The 25,148-nt window shown below is 35.5% G+C and carries 29 protein-coding genes; 7 read left to right on the top strand and 22 right to left on the bottom strand.

The features are described 5' to 3' along the window. Positions 1-542: cytochrome c biogenesis CcdA family protein (locus RTL21_RS04895; RefSeq protein ID WP_312093894.1), on the bottom strand; the 542-nt coding region annotated here is incomplete at its 3' end. Between the two features lie 212 nt (positions 543-754). Between RTL21_RS04895 and RTL21_RS04890 the strand changes: the two genes are divergently transcribed. Continuing rightward, positions 755-955, top strand: a complete 201-nt coding sequence (locus RTL21_RS04890) for an aspartyl-phosphate phosphatase Spo0E family protein (RefSeq protein ID WP_312093892.1) — start codon at positions 755-757, stop codon at positions 953-955. Positions 956-1,061: 106 nt separating this feature from the next. Here the strand turns inward: RTL21_RS04890 and RTL21_RS04885 are convergent, their stop codons facing one another. Together RTL21_RS04885 and RTL21_RS04880 are read right to left on the bottom strand one after the other, a co-directional pair. Next, positions 1,062-2,873 (bottom strand): ABC transporter ATP-binding protein, encoded by a 1,812-nt coding sequence (locus RTL21_RS04885; RefSeq protein ID WP_312093890.1) that lies wholly within the window; start codon positions 2,871-2,873, stop codon positions 1,062-1,064. After that, complete coding sequence (locus tag RTL21_RS04880; protein ID WP_312093888.1) at positions 2,866-4,620, bottom strand: ABC transporter ATP-binding protein; 1,755 nt, start codon at positions 4,618-4,620, stop codon at positions 2,866-2,868. The genes RTL21_RS04885 and RTL21_RS04880 overlap by 8 nt, the downstream gene beginning before the upstream one ends. A gap of 535 nt (positions 4,621-5,155) precedes the next feature. Between RTL21_RS04880 and RTL21_RS04875 the strand changes: the two genes are divergently transcribed. Then, positions 5,156-5,611, top strand: a complete 456-nt coding sequence (locus tag RTL21_RS04875) for a GNAT family N-acetyltransferase (protein WP_312093886.1) — start codon at positions 5,156-5,158, stop codon at positions 5,609-5,611. Between the two features lie 246 nt (positions 5,612-5,857). On the opposite strand, the gene RTL21_RS04870 is transcribed toward RTL21_RS04875, so the two are convergent. The 8 genes from RTL21_RS04870 to yneA all read right to left on the bottom strand — a co-directional run bounded on the left by RTL21_RS04870 (position 5,858) and on the right by yneA (position 13,173). After that, positions 5,858-7,240 carry an MFS transporter gene (locus tag RTL21_RS04870; RefSeq protein WP_312093884.1) on the bottom strand — a complete coding sequence of 461 codons (1,383 nt, stop codon included), beginning with the start codon at positions 7,238-7,240 and terminating at the stop codon, positions 5,858-5,860. A 39-nt stretch (positions 7,241-7,279) separates the two neighbouring features. After that, positions 7,280-8,029 carry an N-acyl homoserine lactonase family protein gene (locus RTL21_RS04865; protein WP_312093882.1) on the bottom strand — a complete coding sequence of 250 codons (750 nt, stop codon included), beginning with the start codon at positions 8,027-8,029 and terminating at the stop codon, positions 7,280-7,282. A 534-nt stretch (positions 8,030-8,563) separates the two neighbouring features. After that, complete coding sequence (locus RTL21_RS04860) at positions 8,564-8,782, bottom strand: YneF family protein (RefSeq protein ID WP_016205025.1); 219 nt, start codon at positions 8,780-8,782, stop codon at positions 8,564-8,566. 85 nt (positions 8,783-8,867) lie between these two features. Beyond that, entirely contained in the window at positions 8,868-9,308 is a 441-nt protein-coding gene (sirA, locus tag RTL21_RS04855; RefSeq protein WP_312093875.1) for a sporulation inhibitor of replication protein SirA, read from the bottom strand. Between the two features lie 154 nt (positions 9,309-9,462). Continuing rightward, positions 9,463-11,469: a transketolase gene (gene tkt, locus RTL21_RS04850; RefSeq protein ID WP_312093873.1), complete on the bottom strand. Its 2,007-nt coding sequence runs from the start codon at positions 11,467-11,469 to the stop codon at positions 9,463-9,465. Between the two features lie 298 nt (positions 11,470-11,767). After that, positions 11,768-12,001, bottom strand: a complete 234-nt coding sequence (locus RTL21_RS04845) for a DUF896 domain-containing protein (RefSeq protein WP_312093872.1) — start codon at positions 11,999-12,001, stop codon at positions 11,768-11,770. Between the two features lie 175 nt (positions 12,002-12,176). Next, positions 12,177-12,839 carry a YneB family resolvase-like protein gene (locus RTL21_RS04840; protein WP_312093870.1) on the bottom strand — a complete coding sequence of 221 codons (663 nt, stop codon included), beginning with the start codon at positions 12,837-12,839 and terminating at the stop codon, positions 12,177-12,179. Between the two features lie 22 nt (positions 12,840-12,861). Beyond that, the gene (yneA, locus tag RTL21_RS04835; protein WP_312093868.1) at positions 12,862-13,173 is read right to left on the bottom strand and encodes a cell division suppressor protein YneA; all 312 of its coding nucleotides are present in this window, start codon (positions 13,171-13,173) and stop codon (positions 12,862-12,864) included. A 156-nt stretch (positions 13,174-13,329) separates the two neighbouring features. On the opposite strand from yneA, the gene lexA reads away from it, so the two are divergent. Continuing rightward, on the top strand, positions 13,330-13,950 hold the full coding sequence (gene lexA / locus RTL21_RS04830) for a transcriptional repressor LexA (protein ID WP_312093866.1): 621 nt from the start codon (positions 13,330-13,332) through the stop codon (positions 13,948-13,950). Positions 13,951-14,070: 120 nt separating this feature from the next. Here the strand turns inward: lexA and RTL21_RS04825 are convergent, their stop codons facing one another. The 3 genes from RTL21_RS04825 to RTL21_RS04815 form a co-directional block, all read right to left on the bottom strand. Further along, complete coding sequence (locus RTL21_RS04825) at positions 14,071-14,541, bottom strand: YbaK/EbsC family protein (RefSeq protein WP_312093864.1); 471 nt, start codon at positions 14,539-14,541, stop codon at positions 14,071-14,073. Between the two features lie 152 nt (positions 14,542-14,693). Beyond that, positions 14,694-15,122, bottom strand: coding sequence for a cell wall hydrolase (locus RTL21_RS04820; RefSeq protein WP_312093862.1), 429 nt, complete (start codon positions 15,120-15,122; stop codon positions 14,694-14,696). 95 nt (positions 15,123-15,217) lie between these two features. Beyond that, positions 15,218-15,346, bottom strand: coding sequence for a hypothetical protein (locus RTL21_RS04815; RefSeq protein WP_312093860.1), 129 nt, complete (start codon positions 15,344-15,346; stop codon positions 15,218-15,220). A 326-nt stretch (positions 15,347-15,672) separates the two neighbouring features. Here RTL21_RS04815 and RTL21_RS04810 point away from each other — a divergent pair, with 326 nt between their 5' ends. Next, entirely contained in the window at positions 15,673-16,068 is a 396-nt protein-coding gene (locus tag RTL21_RS04810; protein WP_312093858.1) for a CBO0543 family protein, read from the top strand. 84 nt (positions 16,069-16,152) lie between these two features. Here RTL21_RS04810 and RTL21_RS04805 read toward each other — a convergent pair whose 3' ends face one another. The 6 genes from RTL21_RS04805 to RTL21_RS04780 all read right to left on the bottom strand — a co-directional run bounded on the left by RTL21_RS04805 (position 16,153) and on the right by RTL21_RS04780 (position 22,112). Then, entirely contained in the window at positions 16,153-16,602 is a 450-nt protein-coding gene (locus RTL21_RS04805; protein WP_312094021.1) for a (2Fe-2S)-binding protein, read from the bottom strand. 27 nt (positions 16,603-16,629) lie between these two features. Beyond that, on the bottom strand, positions 16,630-17,454 hold the full coding sequence (locus tag RTL21_RS04800; RefSeq protein WP_312093856.1) for an FAD binding domain-containing protein: 825 nt from the start codon (positions 17,452-17,454) through the stop codon (positions 16,630-16,632). Beyond that, positions 17,444-19,771, bottom strand: a complete 2,328-nt coding sequence (locus RTL21_RS04795; protein WP_312093854.1) for a xanthine dehydrogenase family protein molybdopterin-binding subunit — start codon at positions 19,769-19,771, stop codon at positions 17,444-17,446. The genes RTL21_RS04800 and RTL21_RS04795 overlap by 11 nt, the downstream gene beginning before the upstream one ends. A 286-nt stretch (positions 19,772-20,057) precedes the next feature. After that, positions 20,058-20,597 (bottom strand): YfiT family bacillithiol transferase, encoded by a 540-nt coding sequence (locus RTL21_RS04790; RefSeq protein WP_312093852.1) that lies wholly within the window; start codon positions 20,595-20,597, stop codon positions 20,058-20,060. A gap of 41 nt (positions 20,598-20,638) precedes the next feature. Continuing rightward, entirely contained in the window at positions 20,639-21,481 is an 843-nt protein-coding gene (locus RTL21_RS04785) for a GNAT family N-acetyltransferase (protein ID WP_312093850.1), read from the bottom strand. 49 nt (positions 21,482-21,530) lie between these two features. Continuing rightward, positions 21,531-22,112 carry an LOG family protein gene (locus RTL21_RS04780; RefSeq protein ID WP_312093848.1) on the bottom strand — a complete coding sequence of 194 codons (582 nt, stop codon included), beginning with the start codon at positions 22,110-22,112 and terminating at the stop codon, positions 21,531-21,533. A 729-nt stretch (positions 22,113-22,841) separates the two neighbouring features. On the opposite strand from RTL21_RS04780, the gene RTL21_RS04775 reads away from it, so the two are divergent. Together RTL21_RS04775 and RTL21_RS04770 are read left to right on the top strand one after the other, a co-directional pair. Continuing rightward, positions 22,842-22,943 (top strand): YjcZ family sporulation protein, encoded by a 102-nt coding sequence (locus tag RTL21_RS04775; protein ID WP_251629896.1) that lies wholly within the window; start codon positions 22,842-22,844, stop codon positions 22,941-22,943. Between the two features lie 270 nt (positions 22,944-23,213). Next, on the top strand, positions 23,214-23,324 hold the full coding sequence (locus tag RTL21_RS04770) for a YjcZ family sporulation protein (RefSeq protein ID WP_312093844.1): 111 nt from the start codon (positions 23,214-23,216) through the stop codon (positions 23,322-23,324). 121 nt (positions 23,325-23,445) lie between these two features. Here the strand turns inward: RTL21_RS04770 and RTL21_RS04765 are convergent, their stop codons facing one another. Both RTL21_RS04765 and RTL21_RS04760 read right to left on the bottom strand, forming a co-directional pair. Continuing rightward, positions 23,446-23,754 carry a CotD family spore coat protein gene (locus tag RTL21_RS04765; RefSeq protein ID WP_312093842.1) on the bottom strand — a complete coding sequence of 103 codons (309 nt, stop codon included), beginning with the start codon at positions 23,752-23,754 and terminating at the stop codon, positions 23,446-23,448. Positions 23,755-23,969: 215 nt separating this feature from the next. Next, positions 23,970-24,191: a WYL domain-containing protein gene (locus tag RTL21_RS04760; protein ID WP_312093840.1), complete on the bottom strand. Its 222-nt coding sequence runs from the start codon at positions 24,189-24,191 to the stop codon at positions 23,970-23,972. A gap of 261 nt (positions 24,192-24,452) precedes the next feature. On the opposite strand from RTL21_RS04760, the gene RTL21_RS04755 reads away from it, so the two are divergent. Continuing rightward, on the top strand, positions 24,453-25,043 hold the full coding sequence (locus RTL21_RS04755; protein ID WP_312093838.1) for a ferritin family protein: 591 nt from the start codon (positions 24,453-24,455) through the stop codon (positions 25,041-25,043). Positions 25,044-25,148 lie beyond the last annotated feature (105 nt).

Below are 25,148 nucleotides of genomic sequence, written 5' to 3'. Positions count from 1 at the left end.
GATAGTAGGATAAATGGCAGTGCAAAACCAAGAATGTAACCTCCTAAATAGAGCAAGCTCGTTTCTGGATGAAGACTTGCTAAAGATAGAACTGTTGCTAGTATCGGACCGTTGCATGGAGTCCATCCTGCAGCAAAGCTTAACCCAATTAAAAAAGAACCAAGATATCCCGCTGGCCTTGTCTTAAATGAAAAGCGGTATTCTCGCATCAACCATTTAGGCTGTAAAAGACCAATAATAATGAGACCAAAAAAGATAATAAGAATGGAACCTATCTTTCTAATTTCTTCGTGATATGCTTTAAAATAGGTCCCAATGAATGAAGAACCAAAGCCAAGCACAATAAAAATAATCGAAAATCCTAAAAGGAATAATAGCGTATGAAGAAAACTAGTATGTTTAAATTTACTTTCCGCTTCTAACTGACCAGTAGACATTCCAGTAATATAGGATAAATATGCAGGATATAATGGTAAACAGCATGGAGAAATAAAGCTTAGAAAACCTGCACCTAAAGCAATAAATAAGTTTAAATCAACCACTATTCATCCCTCCTTTTCCCTATTTTATTAACTATATGCTTGTTCAATCCCTTTATGTACTCTCGCGATATTTTTGCATTTACTTCCAAAAATAGATATAATTAAATAAATTAATTTTCAGCTTAAAAGTGTTATTTTACCAAACCATTATCTATTTATAACTAGTATGGAGGTAATTACCAACAGAAGATAATAGGGAGTGACAACTAACCATGCTAAAAAAGCAATTACTAACCCAAATTGAATTAAAGCGGACAGAGCTAATCGAAATTGCTATGAAACATGGTTTTTCATCTTCCTCAGCCATTATATGCAGTCAAGAATTGGATGTATTACTAAATAAATATAATGAAATGATTCTAAAAAATGAATTTCGTAGCTTTCGAAGCACTAAAGAACAATGGAATATTTAAATACAAATGGACGAAACAAAAAACCGAAGTCAATACCGCAAATTCAGCGGAATGCTTCGGTTTTTTTACTAGAAACTGCATCTCTATAACGGTCATACTTCTTGATTTAAGAAAGCTCTACTTGGTGCTCTACTGTTTCTTCAATAGAATCAGCTGCTCCATTTTGAAGAAGATACATTTTATAATATAATCCCTTTTGTTGCAACAATTGTTGATGATTGCCTCTTTCGACAATATTACCTTTATGAAGGACAAGAATTAAGTCTGCATCTTGAATAGTAGAAAGACGGTGAGCAATCGCAATCGTTGTTCGACCTTTCCGCATTTTTGATAGTGCAAATTGAATAGCCTCTTCTGTTTCTGTATCAATATTTGCCGTTGCTTCATCCAAAATCAATACTTTCGGATTAGTCAAAATCGTTCTCGCAAAAGCAATAAGCTGGCGCTGACCGCTAGAAAAAGCAGAACCTCTTTCCACCACTTTATGATTATATTGATCCTCTAATTTTTCAATAAACATATTCGCTTGCACAAATTTCGCTGCTTCGATGATCTCTTCGTCACTTACTTCTCTATTATATAGTCGAATATTATCCTTTACTGTTCCGTAAAAGAGAAACGGATCTTGAAGAACCAAACCCATTTTTTCACGTAATGCGTTCTTGCTGAAGGACTTCAACGATTTTCCATCAATTAGAATATCCCCTTTTTCAAAATCATAAAACCGCATAAGAAGGTTTACAATCGAGCTTTTCCCACTTCCCGTGTGTCCTACTAATGCAACGGTTTCTCCTTCGCGAGCCGTAAAGGAGATATTTTTTAAAACATCTTGTTTGCCATCATAAGAAAAAGTAACATTTTTAAATTCAATAACACCGTTTTCGATTTTATTTTTGCTATTCGGAACTAGTGATGGCTCGATATCTTCTTCATCCAAAACAGTGAACACGCGAAATGCTGATACAATTGCTTGCTGATAAAGAGATAAACGCATCATCATATTATTGACAGGCTCAAAAAAACGGTCTAAATAACTTACAAATGCGTATAGCACACCAATTTCGATTGGATCTGTAAAGGAAGATATCCCAAAATAACTTAATATAAGAATAAGTCCCAATACATATACTAAATCGATTGCTGGTCTAAGCAATAAGCCTTCGAGCTTTATATTTCGCATCCCAGCCTTATAGTGCTTTGTATTAATATCATCAAATTCAGCTTTTAATCTTTTTTCCTGTCTGAATACTTGAATAATATTCATTCCCTGCAAAGATTCGCTGAGCTTCGCATTCAATTGACTTAATCGTTCTCTAATATCCTGATAGAAGCTCGCACTATGCTTTCGATACGTATAAATAATAAGCCCGAGTATTGGAAGCAAAATTAAACAAATAGCTCCAAGCTTTACATTTAAAACAAACATCGCGATGATAATACCGAATATCATAAAACCGCTTTGAATAAAGGTTGCAAGGACACTGACAAACATATCTTTAATTGCTTCAGTATCATTAGTTACTCTCGAAACAGTGCTTCCTGCTGGTATTTTGTCAAAATATCGCAGCCCAAGTGTATGAATCTTCGAAAATATATCCACTCGAAGCTGCTGAATAATATATAAAGCAATTTCTTGAAACTTATACAATTGAAAATACATGATCACCACATTCATGATTTGAATCAGAATATAGGTAATTCCTAACACGGTTAATGGCTGTACTTCCAGTTTTCTTGGGGTTAAATAATCGTCAATAAAAATTTTAATTAAATACGGTCCTGCTAATTCTCCCAATGTTGATAAAATTAAAAGACCAAAAGCGAATATTACCGCCCTTTTATGTGGCTTTATATAACCCAATAATCGAAATAACACTTTTTTCTGCTGCTCGCTCGTCAGTTTAATTGTCTTATCCATTTGTATCCCCCATGCTGACCATTACTTCTAAAGCTTGACGATGGTACATCTCTTTATACCATCCATTTTCCTTTACAAGCTTTTGATGGTCCCCACTTTGAATAATTTGCCCTTCATCCAATACAATGATAAGGTCTGCATGTTCAATAGCACTTAATCGATGTGATGTGATAATCGTTGTTTTTCCTTCTCGATTTTCCTTCAAAGCCGTAAGAATACTTTCTTCTGTTTTGGCGTCAACTGCTGAAAGCGAATCATCCAAGATAAGTATTTCTGGATTCATTAGAAGTGCTCTAGCAATCGAGATCCGTTGTTTTTGACCACCAGACAGGGAAACTCCTCTCTCTCCAACAACGGTGGCATATCCGTCTGTAAATCCGAGTATATCCTCATGAATATTAGCTAACATTGCTGCCTGATTAATTTCTGCTTCTGAAGCGCTTGGATTGGTAAACGCGATATTTTCTCGCACACTTGCGGAAAAAAGAAAATGTTCCTGTGGCACATAACCAATAGAAACTCTTAATGCATCTAAGTCTATTTGTTTTATTTCGGTCCCATCAATCATAATCTTTCCATCATAATGATCATATTCTCTAAATAACAACTTTAAGAGTGTAGTTTTTCCAGATCCTGTTTTTCCAACGATTCCAAGTGTCTGTCCCCGTTTCAAACGAAAATGGATGTTTTTTAGAACGTCTACTTTATTATTATAGGAAAAAGATTTCAACTCATAGACAATGTCACCAGTCGGAGGCGTTTTGATAGCGGTTGGCAAATTGATAATATCAACCTTCGTTTCTAGTAATGCAGTGACACGATCGTACGAAGCTCTTCCTCTTTCCATAATATTAAACAGCCATCCGAATGCAAGCATTGGCCATATCAGTAGTCCTAGATAAGTGGTAAAGGAAACAAGCTGTCCTAAACTAAGTTCTCCATTAATCACATAACGTGAACCAAAAACAATGGCTAAAAAGAAAGAGATACTAACAATAATGGAGATTGTAGGATCGTATAATGCATCCACACGGGCAACTTTTATGTTTTTATCGACTACATCAAGTGAAGATTTGCGAAAGTCTTCTACATCTTCTTTTTCTTGCCCGAATGTTTTTAACACCTTTATACCAGAAATACTTTCTTGGGTCTTATCATTTAAAGAAGAAAAAGCAGCTTGCGCTTGATGAAAATATTTATGTATTAAAGAACCATAATAGCTCGTTAATATAGCCATTAACGGCATTGGTAACAAACAGATAAGCGTCAGTTTCCAGCTAATTGTTGTTGCCATCGCAATAATGACAAACCCTCCTGTTGCTAATGAATCGACGAGCGTAAGCACTCCCTGCCCTGCCGTTTGCTGGATTGCTTGAATATCATTCGTTGCATGAGCCATTAAGTCCCCTGTCCGATTTCGCTGATAAAAGGATTGCGACATCTTCGTAAAATGGCTATACAATTGATTTCTTAATAATCTGCCGAGCTTCACAGCGGATCCAAAAATCATGACACGCCAATAATAGCGAAGCACATACATAGCTATTGCGGACGCCACTAAGATTCCTAGCCACTGCAATAAGATGGACCAATTCAGCGTTCTTCCTTGAATATGGTCAACAATCACACCAACGACTCTTGGAGGTACAAGCTGCAGGACAGCAACTAATATCAACAGGAAAACACCTCCGAAATACGCTTTCTTCTCCTGCATAAAATACCATTTTAAATTTAAAAAAACTTTCAAACTTATCCACCTCTTATCTGTTGGCAACAAATTATGTAAAATACCCTCCATTAGTTTAGCAAAATATTTAGTAACAAGAAAGTAATTTTATTATATTTTCAAAATATTTTATCGAGTAGAAATATTGGTTCTTCTTGGCTGGAATTACTTTTATTAAACTTATTTTTATACATAATGTTTGTTTCTTCTATATTTCTCTATAATATTTTTTCCAAATACCTTCCACCTCCCTATAGCGAATATACGTTCGTATACAAACTTAGTTTAACCCTTCTATAAGTTACCTGTCAACACAAAAAAGAACGAACGTTCCTATTACATTCTAAGCTTTTTTAGTCATTCGGTTTAATTTGTTATTTATGAAGAATTTTCCAAAAAAAATGTTATAATGTAGAAGTTGTTTATTTAGAAATCAATTTTGTTAAGGGAGGCGTTCATTATGACAATAAAGCAATGTACTAGAAATAATTCCAAGGGGATTTCGCCTAATTAACAAATTATTTAGGAATTTCCCTAATTTGAGAGGGGAAAAATGATGAAAAATAGTAATGTAAAAATTGTAGAATTGAATGCTGATAATTGGTATACATGTTGTGAATTAAAATTGTCGGAAAAACAGACAGAATATTTGGAACCCAATGTAATTTCAATCGCTCAATCAAAGTTTGAACCAACATTAAGACCTTATGCTATCTATTTTGGAGAAATAGTAGTCGGTTTCTTAATGTTTAATTCTGTAAAAGAAGAACTTGATGGATATTGGGTATATAGAATAATGGTTGATAAGGTTTTCCAAGGAAAAGGTATCGGGAAGGCAGCCACTACATTGATGATTGCAGAAATGACTAAACTAGCAAATATTCAAAAAATAGTCGTTGGTTATCATCCCGAAAATAAAGAAGCACATAATCTATATTCCAGTTTGGGATTTGTTGATCAAGGGGACCGGTTCGGTAAAGAAATGGCTGTTATCAAATATGTAAATGATTAAATAGTTAGAAAACTGTATGTCTTATTCTTTATAAAGTGATTTTAAAAATTAAGTTTAGTCCAAAGCCAATTCATGCGAAACAGAGAACATTTTGTCGTCTATTGCGGTTTCCGGGGAAATGAAAGCTTATTTTCCAGAGGAATTTTGGTTCATTTCCTCGGGATAATAATACTCTTTTTAATTGCAAATCAAAACCACTTTTCAGCTCTACTTATTACAGAAAAGTGGTTTTCAATGATTTTCTTCCTATTCTTCAATTCCACATGACTTTTTACTAACAAGTGCCCAATCTTTTCCACGCTTTTTCCCTACTGTTTCTCTTGTAAAGAAGATTATTAAAAGAAGCGAAATGAACAAGAGAGCTGCTAAAAAGTATAAGCCGCTAATATAGCCTGTTTGATGATCCCATCCTCCGCTAGCATTAATTAAAAATCCTAATACAATGGGGGATGCCCCACCAATATACATAAATGTCATGGCAATTCCCATTGCTGTACCTGCATATCCTTCTTTTGCAGAGTCTGTTACTAAAGAATATAGGACAGGAAAGTTTGCATGCGTAACACAACCTGCAAACAGCTGAATAGCAACTAATATTAAAATACTTTGCGCACTATATTGAAAAAGTACTATTGCAACAGTAAACCAAATAAAGGTGATGATTAATGTTTTTTTTCTACCCATTACATCGGAAATACTTCCCCAAAATATTTGGCCAAGACCACCTGTGATTGTAAAAATAACAGACCACGCAGCTGCCTCTGCATACGTAAAATTCCCAACAAATGCTAAATAAGGCGCCAACCAAAAGCTTAATCCTGTAAAAGCTGCCTCTGCTAATAATAAACAAATAGATCCTACTAGAACATTGGGATTTTTTAATGTTTCTATAATCGCACCCTTTTTCTTTTCATTAGTGCCTGCAGTGTCAAGGGTAGGAGTTAAATTCATCTTGAGTGCATCTTTTTCATATTTAGTAAAATTCTTAGGTGATGAAAAGAACCAAAAAGCAATATACACGGGTATTATTAATAATGGAACAATAAGGAAAGGCATTCTCCAATTCGAATTTGATAAAACTAAAATGAATGAAATTAACAAACCACTTAGCAATGTTCCCCAAGGATAAGCTGAATGATGGGCGCCTAATGCAAATCCCCTGCGTTCTTTTGGCCACCACTCTGCCACTGCCGTAACTTCAATCGATTCCCCAATTCCTCCAAATGCATTTTTTATCATTTGGAAAATGACAAATCCTATCACAGTTGCTGTTAACGGTTCAACTCCCGTTAAGATGGAAAATAAGGTATAACCTAATGCTGCCCAAACAGCACTATATTTCCTTGCCCATCCCTGTCCTCTTTTATCTGACCAGGCTGCTCCCCATATAGATAATGCTCCACAAGAAAGCATAATTAAGGACACGAATGTACCTTGTACATCTGCGCTTAGGTTATATTCATCAACTATTGCAGGCGTAACCCGATTCATTATTTCTCTCATTGTTGCGTTCATTCCAAATATTATCCATAAGTAACCTAATGCCTTCCAAGAATTAGACGGAGCACGAGGTATCAAACTTTTTTTAGCTTCACTATTATTCTCTACTTTCCATAAAGGATTTTCCACCTGTTCTCCCCATTTCTTTTAGATTATAGTCATGCTGAATCATTTTTTTATGAGCGGAAAGTTGCTAGTTTGGTATTTTTCAATGGAGTATTCATGACCTGGAAGAATAAATGCTGCTCTACATCTAACTTGTTTCATGCTTTCATAGATCTCTTTTGTGCTTGTTAAAATTCCAGCTGGAATATTATCATTTATATTTTCTAATAAATTTGCGCAATCTCCTGAAATACATAATGTACCTTCCCTAGTTTTAACTAAAACAGATTGATGTCCTTCTGAATGACCTGGGGTTAAGAATACACTAACTCCTGAAGCAATCTCTGCATCTCCATCGACAAATTGCCAACTTAATTCGTTAACAGCATCTGAATTATACAATTCATCTAAATAAATTAGTTCTTGACACGGAATGGGATTTTTCGCTGCTTTCCATTCTTTTTTCTGCAGTATAAACTTTGCATTTTTAAACAATTTATTATTTCCACAGTGATCATAATGAAGATGCGTGTTTATCACGATATCAACATCTTCGGGAGACCATCCAAGTCCTTTTTTCATTGCCTCTATAATTGTTTCATCCTGCTGTTGCCGAGCTGGACCTATGTTTTTCTTCACCCACTCTAGTTCATGGATACCTGTGTCAATTAAAATATTCATTTCACCATTTGAAACCGCAGTGGCCCACATAGGAATCCACAAATTTTCTCCTAAATCTGTTTGATAAGTCAGAGAAGATTTTTCTACATATAATTCACCCATTCTTAAAGCCATCACTTTCCAAATGCTCATCGTTTAGCTCCTCCCTTTTGCCAATATTATGTTTTCTTTTAAACGACACTAAAATAAAACGCTTTCAAAATATACCGCTATCATAATAGCACAGAACAGATATTTGAAATCCTTAATCCTCTTTCACCTTCTTTTTCTATAATAGAAAACTTTTTTTACCTATTTTAACGATTTTCATTTTCCTTTACTATATTGTTTGTAACAAAATTCTGTACGAATAAGCTTTCTATACTTGTTACTCATAACAAATTTAAAAGATTGAGGAAATGATTTGCTCTTTTTAGTCAAAAACTTATAGAGCTATAATGAAAGTCTATTTAATATTTTCTTAAGTAACATTAAAAAACCACTTTTTCTGCTATATGTTTCACAGAATAAAGTGGTTTTAAATACTATGATGAAAGATTAACCTAAATCAAAGAAAGTCTTTGATGAAAGTAATACTCTATCTTAATAAAAATGTGAATGATTGCTTTCCAATCAATCAAGAAAAAAGGATGTTATCCCTTGTTTTTCCAAGGGATACTTGTCCTATTATTTTCCTTGTTGTTTGTTCATCGCTGTCATCATTTGATTGATTTTCTTTTGAGATGGTTTCATTCCCATTTGCATCATCATCATTTTTAACATTTGCTCGTTAATTGGTGGGTTTTTCTTTAAGTAGTTCATCATGTATTTACGTGCAATAAAAAACCCGATAACAATACCGGCGATTAGTGCTACGACAATACTTAACCAAGCGTACCAAGGCATATCTTTTTCCTCCTTCATGTTGTCTATACTTTAGTGTACTAGACCAGATAATATTATACAATATCTGTTACAGAATTTCTCCATTTTACACAAAATTTCTTTCTTTTATCGGTTTTAACCAGCCAAATCTGCCATTTTCTATATCAATGGCTAAAAAAGAAGGCTGGTGTTTTCGAATAATTTCAAAGTAAATCGATTCCGCATCATAATAACCATTTGCTTCAATATATAAATGATCCTCTTTAATCATTAACGATGCACTGCTTAAGTTTCCATTTTCTATATAAAAAACACCATCTTTATATTGAAAGCTTTTTTTCCTCTGCAGTGCAGAATACAATTGATTCTCGATCATCCACTTGGAAATGGGAAGTGTAATAAAATCAACCTGTTTTTGAAGAATCTCTTTTAATTGGCCATCGTCTGCTTTAGTATGGTCCGAAAATAAATTGTAAAACAAGCGTTCTCTACCATTATAATGAATAGCGATTTTTTCTTTAATTAAATACAATTGATATCTTCTCATACTGCTTTTCACCAACCTGTCCACTTCTTTTCCTTCTATTATAAAGAAGGTTTATTTCAAGATGTGTCTCAAGGTGTAAAAAAAACAGACTTATTTTGTCGAATCAAAGAAAGTAGGATAGACTGAAACCTTGATTCCAGTCATCCTTTGCTATTTAACTTTCTAACAATGCTTTTAATCGCTTCACTACATTAGAGACGGTAAATCCGTATTCCTCTAAAATTTTATTTCCAGGTGCAGAAGCTCCAAAGGTTTCAATAGAGAGTACATCTCCTTCGTCCCCAACATATTTATGCCAACCAAGGGAACTTCCCATCTCAATTGCTAATCTTTTCTTCACTGTTTTTGGTAATACCTTTTGCTTATACTCTTTTGACTGTTGCTCAAATCGATCCCATGCGGGGAGGCTAACAACGGAAATATTTAATCCTTCTTTCTCTAATTCTTTCTGGGCTTCGACTGCTAACCCAACTTCAGACCCTGCTGCGAGCAATAACGCATCTGGCGTTTCTGTTTTGGAAGGAGAAATAATGTACCCACCCTTTGAAACTCCCTCATAAGCATTATCTTTTGTATCTTTAATGGTCGGTAAATTTTGTCTTGTTAAAACTAATGCAGTAGGTTTATCTGTAGATTCTAGTGCAATTTTCCAAGCAGCAGCAGTTTCATTTCCATCGGCTGGACGAATGACAGACAGATTTGGCATCGCTCTTAGCGAAGCTAATTGCTCAACAGGTTCATGAGTTGGCCCATCCTCGCCTACCGCAATACTATCATGGGTGAATACATATGTTACAGGCAATCCCATTAATGCAGCAAGACGAATGGCAGGTCTTAAATAATCAGAAAAAACAAAGAAAGTTCCGCCAAATATTTTTAATCCACCATGCAATGCGATACCATTCAATGCTGCTCCCATTGCAAATTCCCTTACTCCAAACCAAATATTTCTTCCTTCTGGCGTATTAGGTGTGAAATCTTTTGCGCCTTTTATCATTGTATTATTACTACCTGCTAAATCTGCAGAACCGCCAATTAAGAACGGTAGATTTTTTGTAATACTATTGATTACTTCACCAGAAGAGGCGCGACTTGCTAAACTACTTCCTTCTTCATACACCGGCATTTCTTGGTCCCAGCCATTTGGCAAAGTGTCTCCTAAAGCGACCTTTAACTGGTTCGCAAGTTCTGGATATTCGTTTTCATAATTTGAAAAAAGTTCGTTCCATTCTTTTTCTTTTGTATCACCATTTATGACTACCTTCTCTTTAAAGTGGTTATATACTTCATCTGGCACATAAAAATCTTCCTCAAATGTCCAATTATAAGCAGCTTTTGTTAGCTTAAGTTCATCAGCACCTAGTGGCGCACCGTGAACAAGTGATTTCCCTGCTTTATTAGGCGCACCAAATCCAATAATCGTTTTCACTTCAATTAAGGTTGGTCTTGTTTGATCAGTCTTCGCTTCCTCTAGCGCTTTTGCGATTCGATCTGTATCATTGCCGTCTTCTACACGGATATATTGCCAGCCATATGCTTTGAAACGTTGCTCGACACTCTCCGAGAAAGATTTATCTAAATCTCCATCTAAAGAAATATCATTGGAATCATACATCACGACTAATTTGCCTAACTGCAAATGTCCTGCAAGAGAAGCTGCTTCGGCTGAAACACCTTCCATTAAATCTCCATCCCCACAAATGCTGTATGTATAATGATCAACGACGGGATAGTTATTTTTATTATAAACACCAGCCAAATGTTTTTCCGCAATAGCCATCCCTACAGCCATCGCAATCCCTTGTCCAAGTGGACCAGTTGTTGCATCTATCCCTGCAGTATGTCCATATTCTGGGTGTCCTGGCGTCTTACTTCCCCATTGTCTAAATTGCTTTAAATCATCAAGAGATAAATCATAGCCTGATAAATGCAATAGGCTATACAATAAAGCAGAGCCATGTCCTGCAGATAAAACAAATCGGTCTCGATTAAACCATTTTGGATTTTTTGGATTGTGATTCATATAAGATGTCCATAAGGTATATGCCATTGGAGCTGCTCCCATTGGCATTCCTGGGTGACCTGATTTTGCTTTTTCAATTGTATCAATGGATAGCGTTCTAATGGAAGCAATCGATAAATGGTCTAACTTCGTATTCACAATTCAACATCCTCTCATTTTTAAGCTTAATTTTGTGCAAATAATTCTTTTCTATCAATTAAAATTAGAAATAAGCACCACTATCTAATTTCGACATTTATTCCGTATTTTACCCATAAATTCCAATAGAAAACATAAAAAAACCTTAACAATTGGATGCTAAGGTTTCAGACTGTAGACAAACCCCTAAATTTTCGGAATAGACATTTGTTTATAGTATATTTATTAATCTCTTCAAATAAGATATTACCTTCCATAGGTCTCGCCCTGAGCCCGTGGTCTGCCGATGCGTTAAAAATTAATGCATTTTCTTTCTATTTTGAATGTCTTTAACTTTTTGTGGGGTTACATCGTTTCCTTTTGGATCAAAAATCTTTACATTTTCAATCGTGTTCACCATAGTGGAACGGAAATTTTTCAAATATTCAGCACGTAGCTTTGTTTGTTCTTTTGCTTCTTCTTGTGTTAAGCCAATCTCTTTTTTCTTTTTTGCAAGTTCGTTTATGCGATCAAGTTTATTTTTAGGAAACATTTTAAACTCCTTTATAGAAATAATGTCTGATTTCTGCCTAATTGTCTTGTTGTTTTTAACTTTTTGCATCAAAGCAAAAATAAAAAAAGCTCAGTTTTTCAAACAACTGGCTCATTGATAATCTATTATAGCACAAATAATTGTACATTCCTATTTATTAGACTAGGCGAGTCTATTATTTTCCGCTAACCATCTCCATATATTCTTGATATCTGCGATGAATGGTTGCCTTAGAAAAATCATATCCAAGTCCTTTCAAAGTAGAAGTTATTTCTGAGAAGGTTAAGCCATTTTGCTTTAGTTTAACTATTTCTTCAATTGGCACCTCTAGCTTCTGTCGACCTGAATGATCTCCTAAGTTTTTTAAATTCCTATCAGGTCGATAGCCATTCTCTACTGCTCTTTTCATTCCTCTTTTTATCTTTAAATTATGTATTTTCCGTTGATATTCTTCGACTATGCTAACAATTTGTAGCACCATTGTATCTGCTTCTGACAGGGTAAGCTCTCCTGATGAGGAAATGCTAAATAGCTTAATATTTTCCTTTAAAATACAATGTAGAATAGCAATTCTTGCGTTTCCTCTTCCCAATCTTGTTTCATCCTGTATTAAAATCGACGAGATATCCTCTTCTTTTATAAACGATAATAGCTCAAGAAGCCCTTCCCTATCTAAATCATACCCACTTGCTCTTTCAGAGATGATTCTCTTCACTTGAAAGTCCATTTTACTTGCTAATTCTAGTAATTCCTCTTCCTGTCTTGCAAGGGAAGTTGTCTGCTCTTCTTTCTCAGTACTTACCCGACAATAGATTATCGCATTCTTTTCATTCTTCATTACTTGCTAGATTTCCTTTCTATTATTCTGCAGCTAACATCAATTGATGATCCTCTTCTCGCACTGGAATAACCAATTCATTGCCTGTTGTAATATTATTAGCAGAAATATTATTATGTTCTTCCACCCATTTAATAAATTGTTTTTTCGTCATATTATAGGAGCCTGCATATTCATTTGATAATTGCCATACCGTTTCGCCCTTTTTCACAGTAACCGACACATATTTGCTAGAATCCGCTTCTCCTGTATTAGCTACAATTATTATACACGCAATAAAACTACAAATTAAAAGAATAATAGTATATGAATATTTTTCCCACAATTTAGACATTTATAATTCCACCTTCATTTAGAATGTATGTTCGTTTATGAGTTTAGTTTAATACGAACAAACGTTTCCTGTCAACAAGAAAATAGAACTTATGTTTGTATCCTATTCTATTACGTGGTATAATTACTATAAGAAAAAATTAACGAGGTGCGTATAATGCAGAAGCTTTCAAAGAGGCAATTAGACATACTAGAATACATAAAAGAAGAAGTAAAGCTAAAAGGATATCCACCTTCTGTTCGTGAGATTGCAGAAGCTGTTGGTCTTGCATCGAGTTCAACGGTTCATGGCCATTTAGCAAGATTAGAGAGTAAAGGTCTAATCCGTCGTGATCCAACAAAACCTAGAGCTATTGAAATATTGGATTTAGAAGAAAGCAATATACCAAAATATAATATTATTAATGTACCTGTAGTCGGAAAAGTTACAGCAGGGATGCCTATCACTGCTATCGAAAATGTCGAGGAATATTTTCCTTTGCCGGAAAGACTTGCACCAAGCGATGAACAAATTTTCATGCTGGAAATTATGGGAGAAAGTATGATTGAAGCAGGAATATTAGATGGTGACTACGTTATCGTTAGACAACAGCATTCTGCTAACAACGGAGACATTGTTGTCGCAATGACAGATGAAGATGAAGCTACAGTGAAACGATTCTTTAAAGAACGTGACTTCATTCGCCTTCAACCAGAGAACAGCACAATGGAGCCAATTATACTTCGAAATGTAAGCATTCTTGGAAAAGTAATTGGTGTGTATCGCCATATTCAATAACTTTTTCTATTATCAGAATAATGGAATGGCAAAAGGCTTGTCTCATGGACAAGCCTTTTGTATGTATTAAAACGCTTTTTCTCGTTATGATGCAAATTGGATTTTTTATCGTCTGCTCTTTCACTCCCACCCTTTACAAACATCCACCCATTCGACTGCATTGCCGTATATATAAAGCTCCTCAATCGTCAATTCAATCGCAGAATTACTGCTGCCGCAAGCTGGAAACACGGTTATAAATCGTTTCAATGATGCATCCATATAAACAGATAAATTTTCCGTTAAGCCAAATGGACAAACGCCGCCGATTGCATGACCCGTTTTCTCTAAAACTTCTTCTGCCGTTAGCATTCTCGGTTTTTCCGCAAATGCTTGTTTGAACTTTTTATTATCAATTTTTGCATCTCCTGCTGCTACAATTAAGATTGCACCATCACCATTACGGAAAGATAATGTTTTAGCGATTCTATTTGGCTCTACTCCTAATGTTTCTGCTGCTTCTAAAACAGTAGCGCTAGATGTTGCAAATACTTGAATATCTTTCTCTCTATTCCATTTACTTAAATAACTTTGCACATTTTCTAATGACACGTAAGACACTCCTTGAATATTCTTATTTTTCAATATTTTAAAATATATCATTAAACGTTGCTTAGCTCAAATTCTTTATACTATTCTTATCAAAATCGGCATTCAAAAAGGAGCCCTCTTATCGAGAAGACTCCCTTTATTAAGTATTTCTTTTAGAATGTATGATAAACATTTTCGCATTCCTCTGCAGTTGGTTCATAAAAACAATGTAGTTTATATCTTCCCACATGTGGTTGATTATACCAAGATTCAGGGCAGTTGCCTGGAGGACGAAAATACCATAAACTATATTTTGCTGGCCAATAGGATTCTCCGTTCACTACTCTTCTTGCCAATCGTCGTTCGCTTTCTCTCGGTCTTTGATAAAAATAACCTTTCGTTGTTGCTTCAAACGCATGAGCTTGATAAACCATGTCGTTCACGGTGCGAAGTCCTTTGAAATCCGAACAATCCGCCCTCATTCGATTGATCCCAACATTCCCTACTAATAGCATTCCTAATTCTCCTTCTCCTTCTGCTTCCGCACGGAGAAGCCTTGCCAATAAATCAATATCCGCATCTGTAACTCGTACTACTGCCATTGATTCACCCCCTACACCTATCATCATATTTTTCCATACCTTATCCTATTCCTAACAGGAAAATTACGACGAAAAATGATTTTGGTGTGACTTTTTTAAAATTTGATTAGCTTTTTAAATTCCTTAAATCCAATAATATAGCTTGCTGCAATTAGTCCATTAATAAATACAATATAAAATAGACCAATAATATATATTTTGTATTTTTTCCATTTTTTTTTCATAACTAATCCCACCTTTAATAGTTCTATCCTCCCCCTTCATTGGTAAATTTATGTATACATAGATAAAACTAATGAATTTCTGGTAATTATCCATACTAACTTAATAAAATCTTTCCTTATCAAGCTCCAATTAGGATTCAGTAAAAGTGGTGAGATACTTGTACTTTTTTATATTACAATACCCCAGTAGTTTAGAAATTGATAAAGAACAAGAAAAATTAACCCATCTGTCCATCGAACACTGGTTGCAGCATGACTTATTTTCTCTTAATTGGTGGATCCTTTTTCTAGCCACCACTATACCCTATTTTATCTGGTGGAAAGTAGTGGATAAAAATCGTTTCTTTGAAATGTTTTCTTATGGAATGCTTTGTTCCACTATTTGTATGCTCCTTGATATTATTGGGACAGAATATATGCTATGGCACTATCCCGATAAATTACTTCCTATCATCACCCCTTTAATCCCTGCGAATTTGGTTATAATCCCGATATCAGCAACACTTGTATATCAATATTTCACCAAATGGAAATATTTTTTGGTGGCAACTCTAGGCTGGTCCATCCTATTTTCGTATATTATCGAGCCATTATTTATGCTAAGAAAAATGTTCGTATTAGGCGAACATTGGTCCCATACAAAATCATTCATTGGATTTATCATCCTAGGAACTATCTTAAAAACTGTTTTTGAAATGATAAAAAAACGACTTCCGCGTTGAGAACTATTAATCCATTTCATTTTCCATAAACGAGTAAACACAATAAAAACTCCTGCAGAATCGTATCCGCAGGAGTTTTTCCCTTTATTCCTTTCGTACAGCAATGGCTTTCAACATTGCCGCTTCGATTTCCTCATAACTCGTACAACGACATATATTGGATTCCAGCCACTCTTTTATCCTTTCCGTACTTGGGTTAGTGTCATTAAGGAGCAATGCATGCCCATTCATGATAAACCCAGGTGTACAGTAACCGCACTGAAAGGCAAATTCTTCGATAAATGCTTGTTGGAGAGGGCTATTTTTTAGTCCTTCAATCGTGACGATTTCCTTTCCCTGTGCTTCTACTGCAAGCATTAAACATGATTTCATCGGCATTCGATCGATGATAATTGTACACGCACCACAATCTCCGTTAAAACAGCCTGGCTTTGCACCGGTTAAATAAAGGTCTTCACGCAATGTGGCAAGCAAGGTTTTCGATGGAGGAATTGCTACAAAATGATTTTCTCCATTTACACGTAGCTTTACCATTTCTAAATTTGGTCCATTTTCAGGCAATTACATTCCCTCCAATCGATTTATCACTTTATCCAATAGGTCGGACAGCACAAATAAGCGATATTCATCTGATCCTTCTACATCATTTAAAATGGGGGAAGGTAGATTGTTTAAAACTTGTGCGACACGATCTTCTTTGTTTATTCGATGATTATTGATAATTCTTTCGATTGCAAAAGACCGAAAAGGAAAAGGACATAGTCCACTGATTGCTACTCTAATTTGTCCATCTACCTTCAATGCAGCAATTGTAATTAGTGGATATCCTGTCTCCCACTGTTGCCTGACCTTAATCGCTAAATATTCTTGTGATAAATATTTTTTCTCAATAAATGCTTGCACCAATAATTCGCCTTCCTGCAGCAATAATCGTTCCTCAAATACATCATGAATAAATGCTGTTCTGATTCCATTTTCACTAGCTAAAACCATAACACTATCGGTTAATAGAAAAGGCAAAACTGCTTCTCGATAAAAGATATTTCCACAAATATTCCCCCCGACCGTTATTTTATTTCTTGCAGTTCGATCAGCAATCTCTTTGCAAACTTCTGTTAATAATGGAAAATAATTGAGTTCTTCTATATCTGTTAATGTGATACAGTAACCAATCACAAAATAGTCTTCATCCATATGATGAAGATTACATGCAGCTATTTGTTTTATATCAATGGAGACATCTACATTTAATTGATTGATTCTTCTTAAGGTAATAATCTCTGTCCCACCCGCATAATAGCCTGGATATCTATTTTCCGCCTTAGTTACTGCATATTTTTTCGTTGCTTGTTCTATAGTGGAAGCTGTTATATACTCAAATGCCATTACGCGCCTCCTTCTGCTGTCTCCAAATAGCTTCCGGCGTTAGCGGTAAACTCTTTAGCTCCGTGTTTATTGCAAGAGAAAGGGCATTTCCTAACGCTGCTGGAATACCAACCAATCCATGCTCCCCCGCTCCCCTTGCCCCAAATGGTGCTTCTATATGTGGCGTTTTTATCATATCGACCTCGTACTTTGGATGTTCGCCGAACCTTAAAGGTCGATAGGTTCGTAATTGAGGGTTTAGTAATCTGCCGTTATCATCAAAATAGAAAGCTTCCCGACCTGCCCAAGCAATCCCCATACTCATTGCTCCTTTGATTTGGCCAAGCGCTGCTTTAAAATTCAGCACTTCTCCTAAATCAACTACTGTTATCGCTTTTAATATCTTATACCTACATGTTTTCGTATCCAATTCAATTTCGACCCCTTGGGCCGCTACTGCCCATTCAGGACCAGGGTTGCCTGCACCTGTTTCCGGATCCAAATTGGTTAAACCAGTAAGTGTATAACTACCATTTGCAATGATTTGCCCGCCAATTGAATTTCCATTTGGATAAGTATATCCATACACAATGTCTTTAAATGGAACAGATTGGTTTGGATTATCTCTTAAAAATACTGTTTCATTCGCTACCTCTAAATCGTCTTCCGGAACTCTTAACACAATTGATCCCATCTTCTTCAGTTTTCGAATCGCTTCATCTGCAGCCGCCATCACGGCTCTTCCTGCCATTAATGTACCTCTACTTGCTACTGTCTTCCAATGTTCTGGCTCTGTTTGTGTATCAACCGCCATTCTCACATGGATTCGATCAACATTCATCTTCATTTGCTCTGCTAAAATTTGTGCCAAGATCGTTTTCGTTCCTGTGCCTATTTCGACTAATCCAGACATGAGATTGATGCTACCATCCGAATTAAAGGTGAGAACCACGCCTGAGCTAACAGCTGGACCAATCGTAGAGTTCTTCCAGCTGCATGAAACGCCCTTTACACGTACCTTATGTTTCGAAATTACTTCGAAATGTCCCTTTTCCCATTCTATTAGTTCTCGTAATCGATCAATGCATTTATCTATATTTCCTACCTTACTGCTTGTTAACACTACTTGCGTTGGTGTCGTGTCTCCGGGATGAATGGTATTTATTTTTCTAAAATGAAGGGGATCCATCTCTACTTTTTTTGCAAGCATATCCATCGCTCTTTCAAATGCAAAGTGAACCTCGCCATGACTAAATCCTCGGAATGGGGCTGCATAGGGGTGGTTCGTATAAACACAAAGGGCATCACACCAAACATGATCTATTTTATAAGGTCCCGTACAATCAACTGCCCCCGCTGTACTAAGATGTGGCGACTTATCTGCATAAGCTCCGCCATCAAACACATACCTTAGCTTAGCTGCAGTCAGTTTACCAGCTGTCGTACAAGCAAGTTGAATGGTTGCTTCTAACCCAACATGAACAGGCGAAACCGATAAATCTTCTTCTCTAGTATTAAATACCCGAACCTTTCTCCCACCAGCTGCTTTCGATGCAAGGTATGCGAATATTTCTAAATGAACAGACGCTTTGCCACCATAACCTCCACCGACAAATGGTGTTTCTACGACCACCTTCCCCGTTTCCACTTTAAAGTCTCTGCTGATGATTTTTTTCACCATATATGGTGCCTGCGAGCTCGTTACGATTCGAACGATACCACTTTCACCAATTTCACAAAGAGCAGCTCTTGTTTCCATTGCAGAATGATCAGATATGGGAATGGAAAATTGGGCTTCAATCGCGACTTCTCCTTCCATCATTCCCTCCTCTACATCGCCTTTTCTAATCTTTGTGTGATTAATTATATTTGTTCCTTCTACTGGGTAAATCCCTTCGTCTTTCGTGTACTCGAGCATATTTTCATGAAGAAGAGGTGCTTCTCTCTCAAGTGCTTGTAAGGGGGAATTCACAACTGTAAGCGGCACATAATCAATATGTATGAGCTGTGCTGCTTTTTTGGCAATTGGAATCGATTCTGCGACAATTAATGCAATGACTTCCCCATAATAACGAACTTTATTGACTGCAAGTGGCGGACGATCAATTACTTCTTCCCCAATTAAAGGTAAATTGTCTCCAAGGATGATGGCTCTTACACCTTCTAGCTTTTCTGCTTCTTCTATTTCAATCGACCGAATCCGAGCATGGGCATACGAGCTTTTAACCATCTCGACATGCAATGCATCACTTGCTAAATAATCAGCAGTATACCTTGCTTTTCCGGTAACTTTTTCAAGGGATTCTTTCCGAAAAACACTTTTTCCGATATATGTCACAGTTTCCCTCCTCTTTTTCATCGATAGCAGTTTGTAGTATGGGATAAAGGTTACTGGTATATAGTATTTTTGCATGTTCTATATAAAAAAATGCTAAGGCACTTCTTCTGCGAATCTGTATATGTATATGAGAAAAGCTTCTGAAATATATGGGATGGGGAGAATAAATTTGGAAAGGATCATAAACAATTGACTTCTACAAAGCAATTACACAAAACCTGCGTTTTTTTGCAATAAAAAAAGGAGAGAATATAGATAGCTCCTTACTCTCTCCTTTTTCTTCTATTTAGAAGGTCTTTTCGGTAACCCACCCTTTATTTTCACATAGCTTCGTAATATGGGCGAGGTGGTGACGACCATGCCATGCGTAATTTCCGATTAAGAATTTCACAGTTTGGATTCCGCTATCTGGATGCTGTAATTCCCTTTCTAATTCTTCTGTTAGAAGAAGGAATCGTAATAGATGAACCCATCTTGCATGAATATTGGTAAGTAAATGAATTGACACATTAATAGGCATGGAATAGTCTGCTAGCTCTGCCCATAATGCTTCTTCATACGGTTTTATGATGGGCTTCTGTTCTGTTAAAGCAAGCTTTGTTCGAATATATGCGTTCATATGACTATCTGCCACATGGTGTACCACTTGCCGAATCGTCCAACCGCCTTTTCGATAAGCTGTATCTAACTGTTCCTTACTTAAAGCTGAAACTGCTTTTTCTAGTTTTGCTGGGTAATGTTCTATTTCTGAAATCCAGCTATGTAAATCTTCATCAGAAATCTGTCCTTCGTATTCAAATATGCCAATTGGATATCTATCATCCACTTAACATCCCTCCTGCCATTCCTAGATTAGTAAACTAGCTTTTATTTCTCCAAAAACAGTAAAATAGAATCCTTCATCGGTTCATAACCAATGTCCATATAAATTTTGTTGGATGTAGGATTTGTAGTATCTGTATAGAGACTTGTTGAGGAAAAACCGCTCTTTAACAATCGCTCTGTCAATTCTGTAACGCAATTTGTGGCATAGCCATTTTTCCTATACGAATCTGGTGTATAAACAAAATTAATGGTGATATTATTCTTTGTTGGTCTACTTGCATTGGCCATACTAACTAACTGATTATCCACTTCCCATCCAGCAAGCTTCCCATTTTGAATAAGCTCTTCAGCACGTTTGGATGCCTGCTCAATTTCTAAAGGCTGATTTATTGAAGCAGCGAAATCATAAACCCATTGTTGAATTAGTGACTGATCCTTATCTGTTACCCATCTGAAGCTACCAACATTAGATGGTTTCTTTTTAACCTCTTTTAATTGATAGATTCGTTGATCCATCCCGAGTATAACTTTTAATTGGCGTAAGGACGCAATATGTTGAGCCAATTCTTGCACAATTGCTTTTTCGCCAATAAAACCTGGGATTTCTTCTATACTTTCATGAATTAATTTACTTACTAACGGTAATTCAAATGGTGTCATTCCTTGAAAAACAGAAACGATTATTTGTTTTGGATGGGTCTGTAATAACATCAGAATCGGTTGTTCATCCTTATATACCCCAGCCATTACGGTAGGCATAATCTGCTCATTTATATTCATTAAAATTCCTAGAGGCAAGCCATTCACCGCTTCTTCTTTTTCTAAATATGGCAACATAACTCGCTTGAAATCTTCTACATCATAAAACTTTTGAACAAGTAACACCACAGTTCTCCTCCTATCGTCAAGTATCTGTATATGCAATGAAAAGAACTTAAGACTGACTCACTTGAATAAATGATTTTATTCCAGGGGGAGTATAGGTCAAAAATTGATCAAGCAATTGTTTTGGATCAGAATCGATGATTGTAATCGTACGATATTGTTCTTGTAAAAATTCTGCATCGGCCATATGATTAATTAAGCCTACAAGAGGGTCATAATAATGATTGATGTTAAGAATCCCAAGAGGCTTTTTATGTAAGCCAAGCTGTGCCCAAGTAAAAATTTCAAAAAATTCTTCCATCGTTCCTGCACCACCTGGAAGGGTAATAAATCCGTCTGCAAGTTCAGTCATCTTTGCCTTTCTCTCATGCATAGATTTCACGACAATTAATTCGCTTAAAGCAGGATGAGCTATTTCCTTTTCTTGAAGAAAATCTGGAAGTACTCCAATTACTTTTCCACCAGCTTCCACCATGCTATCAGCAATTGCTCCCATTAAGCCAATGCATGAACCACCATATACAAGCTCCATCTCTCGTCTTGCCAATTCTTTCCCTAACGCAATTGCTTCTTCCGTATAGATTTTCGAAGCTCCTGTACTCGAGCCACAGAACACAGCAATTCTTTTCATATTGGTTCCTCCATTTCACAAAATCCAGAGCAATAATTTAATAATATTTTCCTATTATTTGTGCAAATTTGCACGGATAACTGAATCAATAAGCAAGAGAATTCGAAATTAATGGAAAAATTTTCTCCTCCTTCTATTTTAACTGGAATGGAGGAGGAAAAGAAGTAGCGTTTTCCTTATTTCGTATTACCATTTTAAATTTTTTTATAGATTGCTAGCATTTTTTTAAAAATAAATTTTTAAAAAATAAAAAAAGTGTTTAAGAGTTTTATATATTGGGTATTAGATAGTTAAACTATATAAATACACCTAATATCAAGGAGGAACAAAATGAAAGGAAATGTATTGTATAAAGGCAGAGTGTTTAAAATTTTATTTTGTTATGATACAGGTTATTGTGAAATTAGGGATATTTATAATGTGTTTAAGGTGGAACTCGTACATAATTCTCAATTAACTATGCTAGAAGATGTCTGCACTCCTTAAACATAAACTTTTTCTTTTTTTGTCATTTGAGAAATGACATCTTATTTTCAAGCGAATTGTAAACGTTATCTTTTTTTGTCGAATTGGATGGTTTCCATGCGTCGTTTAATTAATGGATTGTTCCATTATATATATTTATTTCTTCCTTTAGACCCTTTTTCTGCATATTACTAATGAACTTGTCCACACCATATTCAATCACTTTCATATCCTATAGTAAATCTATAGATGGAGGTGACTAGTATGTCTGAATATGGAGGCGGATTTGGAAGCAACTTTGCACTAATCGTAGTATTATTTATTTTATTAGTTATTATCGGTGCATCTTACGTAGGCGGTTATTAATACTTCTATTGTTTAGATTAAGAGTGTCTTAATAGATGGCATTCATAACTGCTTTCTAATTATGATTTAATTAGATAAAGCATATGAATGCCTTTCTTTTTGGGGTATTTTTGTATGAGGTCAATTTAAAAAATATCCAAATCACAAACCATGCTTGATTACATAATTACTAATCAAAAAGCCTTTTATTCTTCCACATAGATTCTTGTCCACTCACTTTAGACATTCCTTCATAAAATATGTTGTAGCTTGTAGAAGGAGGTGGCACATATGTCAGATTGTTATAGCAGCGGTGGCGGTTACAATAGTAACTTTGCTTTGATAGTAGTGTTATTCATCTTGTTAATTATTATTGGAGCTTCCTATTGGGGAGGTTATTAATCAGCTGAAAAGAAGGCACTTTTGTGCTTTCTTTTTTTGTACAAAGGAATTAATTATTCTTTCATCCTTATACCAAAAGAAATGGTACCCTTTTTCATCAGGGTACCATTTCTTTTCTACTTTAGAAGAATCTTCTTGGTCTGCAATTGTTTGAATTATTTACATCAGATCCACAATCAAAATCTTCCACTACTGTTTCGTTCACTTGTCTTTCAGTTACAGGAAAGAAATTCTCATTACGAATAACCGTTCTATTCACATTGATTACTTCTGTTGGATGAATGTTACGAACTCTTCTTTCGTTTGTTGTTGTTCTTACAACTGTTCTAGTAGGATGAACGATATCTTCTACAGGAGAAACACGATTGCAACATTTTCCTCGATTATTATTGCCTGTACCCAAAACATTATTATTGTTATTGCGTCCCATCTCTTTGGCTCCTTTCCATTTTAAATTTCAATTACGATATATAGTATGAAAGGAAAGAGAGCTTGTCCGAGCTTTTGACTATTCCTTGTCAAAATATGCTGAAGGACTAAGAGGAAAGTGTAATTGGCTAGAAACAGGTACACATCATTGCAAAAGAATATATAAACAGCTACAAACTGACTTTTTCAGTGGCTTGCTCAAAAGAGAAATGCTTTTTAAGCATACAATTTATAGGTTTTTGACTGAAAGGAGGCAGCTAAGATGGAATCCACTTTAAAAATTCGCGGCTGCTTCTTTTTTAAACATTGGGCCTTAATGTATGTGTCTGTTACGCCATACACAAGAATCGTCCGTTGGGAAATAGAGCTATCTTTTTTCACATAAATAATCTCTATCGGTCTTTTTTCTTTCCACGCTTTTTCTAATTGTTTTTTCATCTTAAGCCCCCTCCTTTTATAAATATTATATACGAACATTTGTTCTAAAACAAGTTTTTTTCGCAAAAATGTTCTTTTTTACAGAAGTAGATTCCCCTTTTAAGAAAATGGAAAACGTATCTTTAATTCGATTAAAATTTCTTTCGAATACCTGAATACCTACCTTGTATTTTCTCGCCATCCATACACCCATTTTAACCGAGACAACCTTCTTTCCCAATAAAAGGGAATAGGATAAATCAAAAACGAAGGAGTGTCAGTATGTATCCATCCATAACTACAGGACTAAATGGGGCAATCTACCAAGCTTATCCCTCTCTTTATCATAGTCCACCCAATCACCTATTTAATTTTCCAGCTCAAAGTTGTCATGCTCATTTTGGTCAAGGAATCTATCCGGTTAGACAAATTCCAACTGATCAATATAATTTTCACCGACCCAATATGCCTTTAGACAATAGACAAAACGAAGTACTTTTTCAAATTTCAAAAGCAATTGATGGCGAATATGCTGCAATTGCCTGTTATCAGAAGCTAAAAAACTTAGCTCCTACAAAAAAAGAGAAAGCAATCATTACTGAAATAAGAAAAGATGAAATTAGGCATTATAATACGTTTTCTAAATTATATACCCAAATATCTGGCAAGAAACATACCCCTACTATTAAAGAGAAGTGCCCAGAGGATTATAGAAAAGGCATCGATTTCGCTTTTAATGATGAACAAGAAACGGTGGATCTGTATTTAGATATTGCTTACCATACAGATAACGCGGAAATAAAAGAACTATTCTTACGAGCAGCCCACGATGAACAAAATCATGCAGTTTGGTTTTTGTATTTTATGAAATAGGAAATAGCAGTTGGTCATTCCCTAAGGTTGAAACTTAATCATTCTTAGGAAATTGCCTTGTTTACTATCTCCTATAACAGAAATCATCCTTCCACGATTCCGTTT

Origin of the sequence: Niallia sp., from assembly GCF_031978665.1 — a bacterium.
In the GTDB taxonomy this organism is placed as follows: Bacteria; Bacillota; Bacilli; order Bacillales; family Cytobacillaceae; genus Niallia.
Note: the sequence above shows the minus strand (reverse complement) of the source record. Positions and strands in the feature narration are given on the sequence as shown.

Coding starts and splice junctions, on each gene's coding strand:
- RTL21_RS04890 (WP_312093892.1), top strand. CDS start 755: ATGCTAAAAAAGCAATTACTAACCCAAATTGAATTAAAGCGGACAGAG.
- RTL21_RS04885 (WP_312093890.1), bottom strand. CDS start 2,873: ATGGATAAGACAATTAAACTGACGAGCGAGCAGCAGAAAAAAGTGTTA.
- RTL21_RS04875 (WP_312093886.1), top strand. CDS start 5,156: ATGAAAAATAGTAATGTAAAAATTGTAGAATTGAATGCTGATAATTGG.
- RTL21_RS04865 (WP_312093882.1), bottom strand. CDS start 8,029: ATGAGCATTTGGAAAGTGATGGCTTTAAGAATGGGTGAATTATATGTA.
- RTL21_RS04860 (WP_016205025.1), bottom strand. CDS start 8,782: ATGCCTTGGTACGCTTGGTTAAGTATTGTCGTAGCACTAATCGCCGGT.
- sirA (WP_312093875.1), bottom strand. CDS start 9,308: ATGAGAAGATATCAATTGTATTTAATTAAAGAAAAAATCGCTATTCAT.
- RTL21_RS04845 (WP_312093872.1), bottom strand. CDS start 12,001: ATGTTTCCTAAAAATAAACTTGATCGCATAAACGAACTTGCAAAAAAG.
- RTL21_RS04840 (WP_312093870.1), bottom strand. CDS start 12,839: ATGAAGAATGAAAAGAATGCGATAATCTATTGTCGGGTAAGTACTGAG.
- yneA (WP_312093868.1), bottom strand. CDS start 13,173: ATGTCTAAATTGTGGGAAAAATATTCATATACTATTATTCTTTTAATT.
- lexA (WP_312093866.1), top strand. CDS start 13,330: ATGCAGAAGCTTTCAAAGAGGCAATTAGACATACTAGAATACATAAAA.
- RTL21_RS04820 (WP_312093862.1), bottom strand. CDS start 15,122: ATGGCAGTAGTACGAGTTACAGATGCGGATATTGATTTATTGGCAAGG.
- RTL21_RS04815 (WP_312093860.1), bottom strand. CDS start 15,346: ATGAAAAAAAAATGGAAAAAATACAAAATATATATTATTGGTCTATTT.
- RTL21_RS04805 (WP_312094021.1), bottom strand. CDS start 16,602: ATGGTAAAGCTACGTGTAAATGGAGAAAATCATTTTGTAGCAATTCCT.
- RTL21_RS04800 (WP_312093856.1), bottom strand. CDS start 17,454: ATGGCATTTGAGTATATAACAGCTTCCACTATAGAACAAGCAACGAAA.
- RTL21_RS04780 (WP_312093848.1), bottom strand. CDS start 22,112: ATGAAAAGAATTGCTGTGTTCTGTGGCTCGAGTACAGGAGCTTCGAAA.
- RTL21_RS04775 (WP_251629896.1), top strand. CDS start 22,842: ATGTCTGAATATGGAGGCGGATTTGGAAGCAACTTTGCACTAATCGTA.
- RTL21_RS04770 (WP_312093844.1), top strand. CDS start 23,214: ATGTCAGATTGTTATAGCAGCGGTGGCGGTTACAATAGTAACTTTGCT.
- RTL21_RS04765 (WP_312093842.1), bottom strand. CDS start 23,754: ATGGGACGCAATAACAATAATAATGTTTTGGGTACAGGCAATAATAAT.
- RTL21_RS04760 (WP_312093840.1), bottom strand. CDS start 24,191: ATGAAAAAACAATTAGAAAAAGCGTGGAAAGAAAAAAGACCGATAGAG.
- RTL21_RS04755 (WP_312093838.1), top strand. CDS start 24,453: ATGTATCCATCCATAACTACAGGACTAAATGGGGCAATCTACCAAGCT.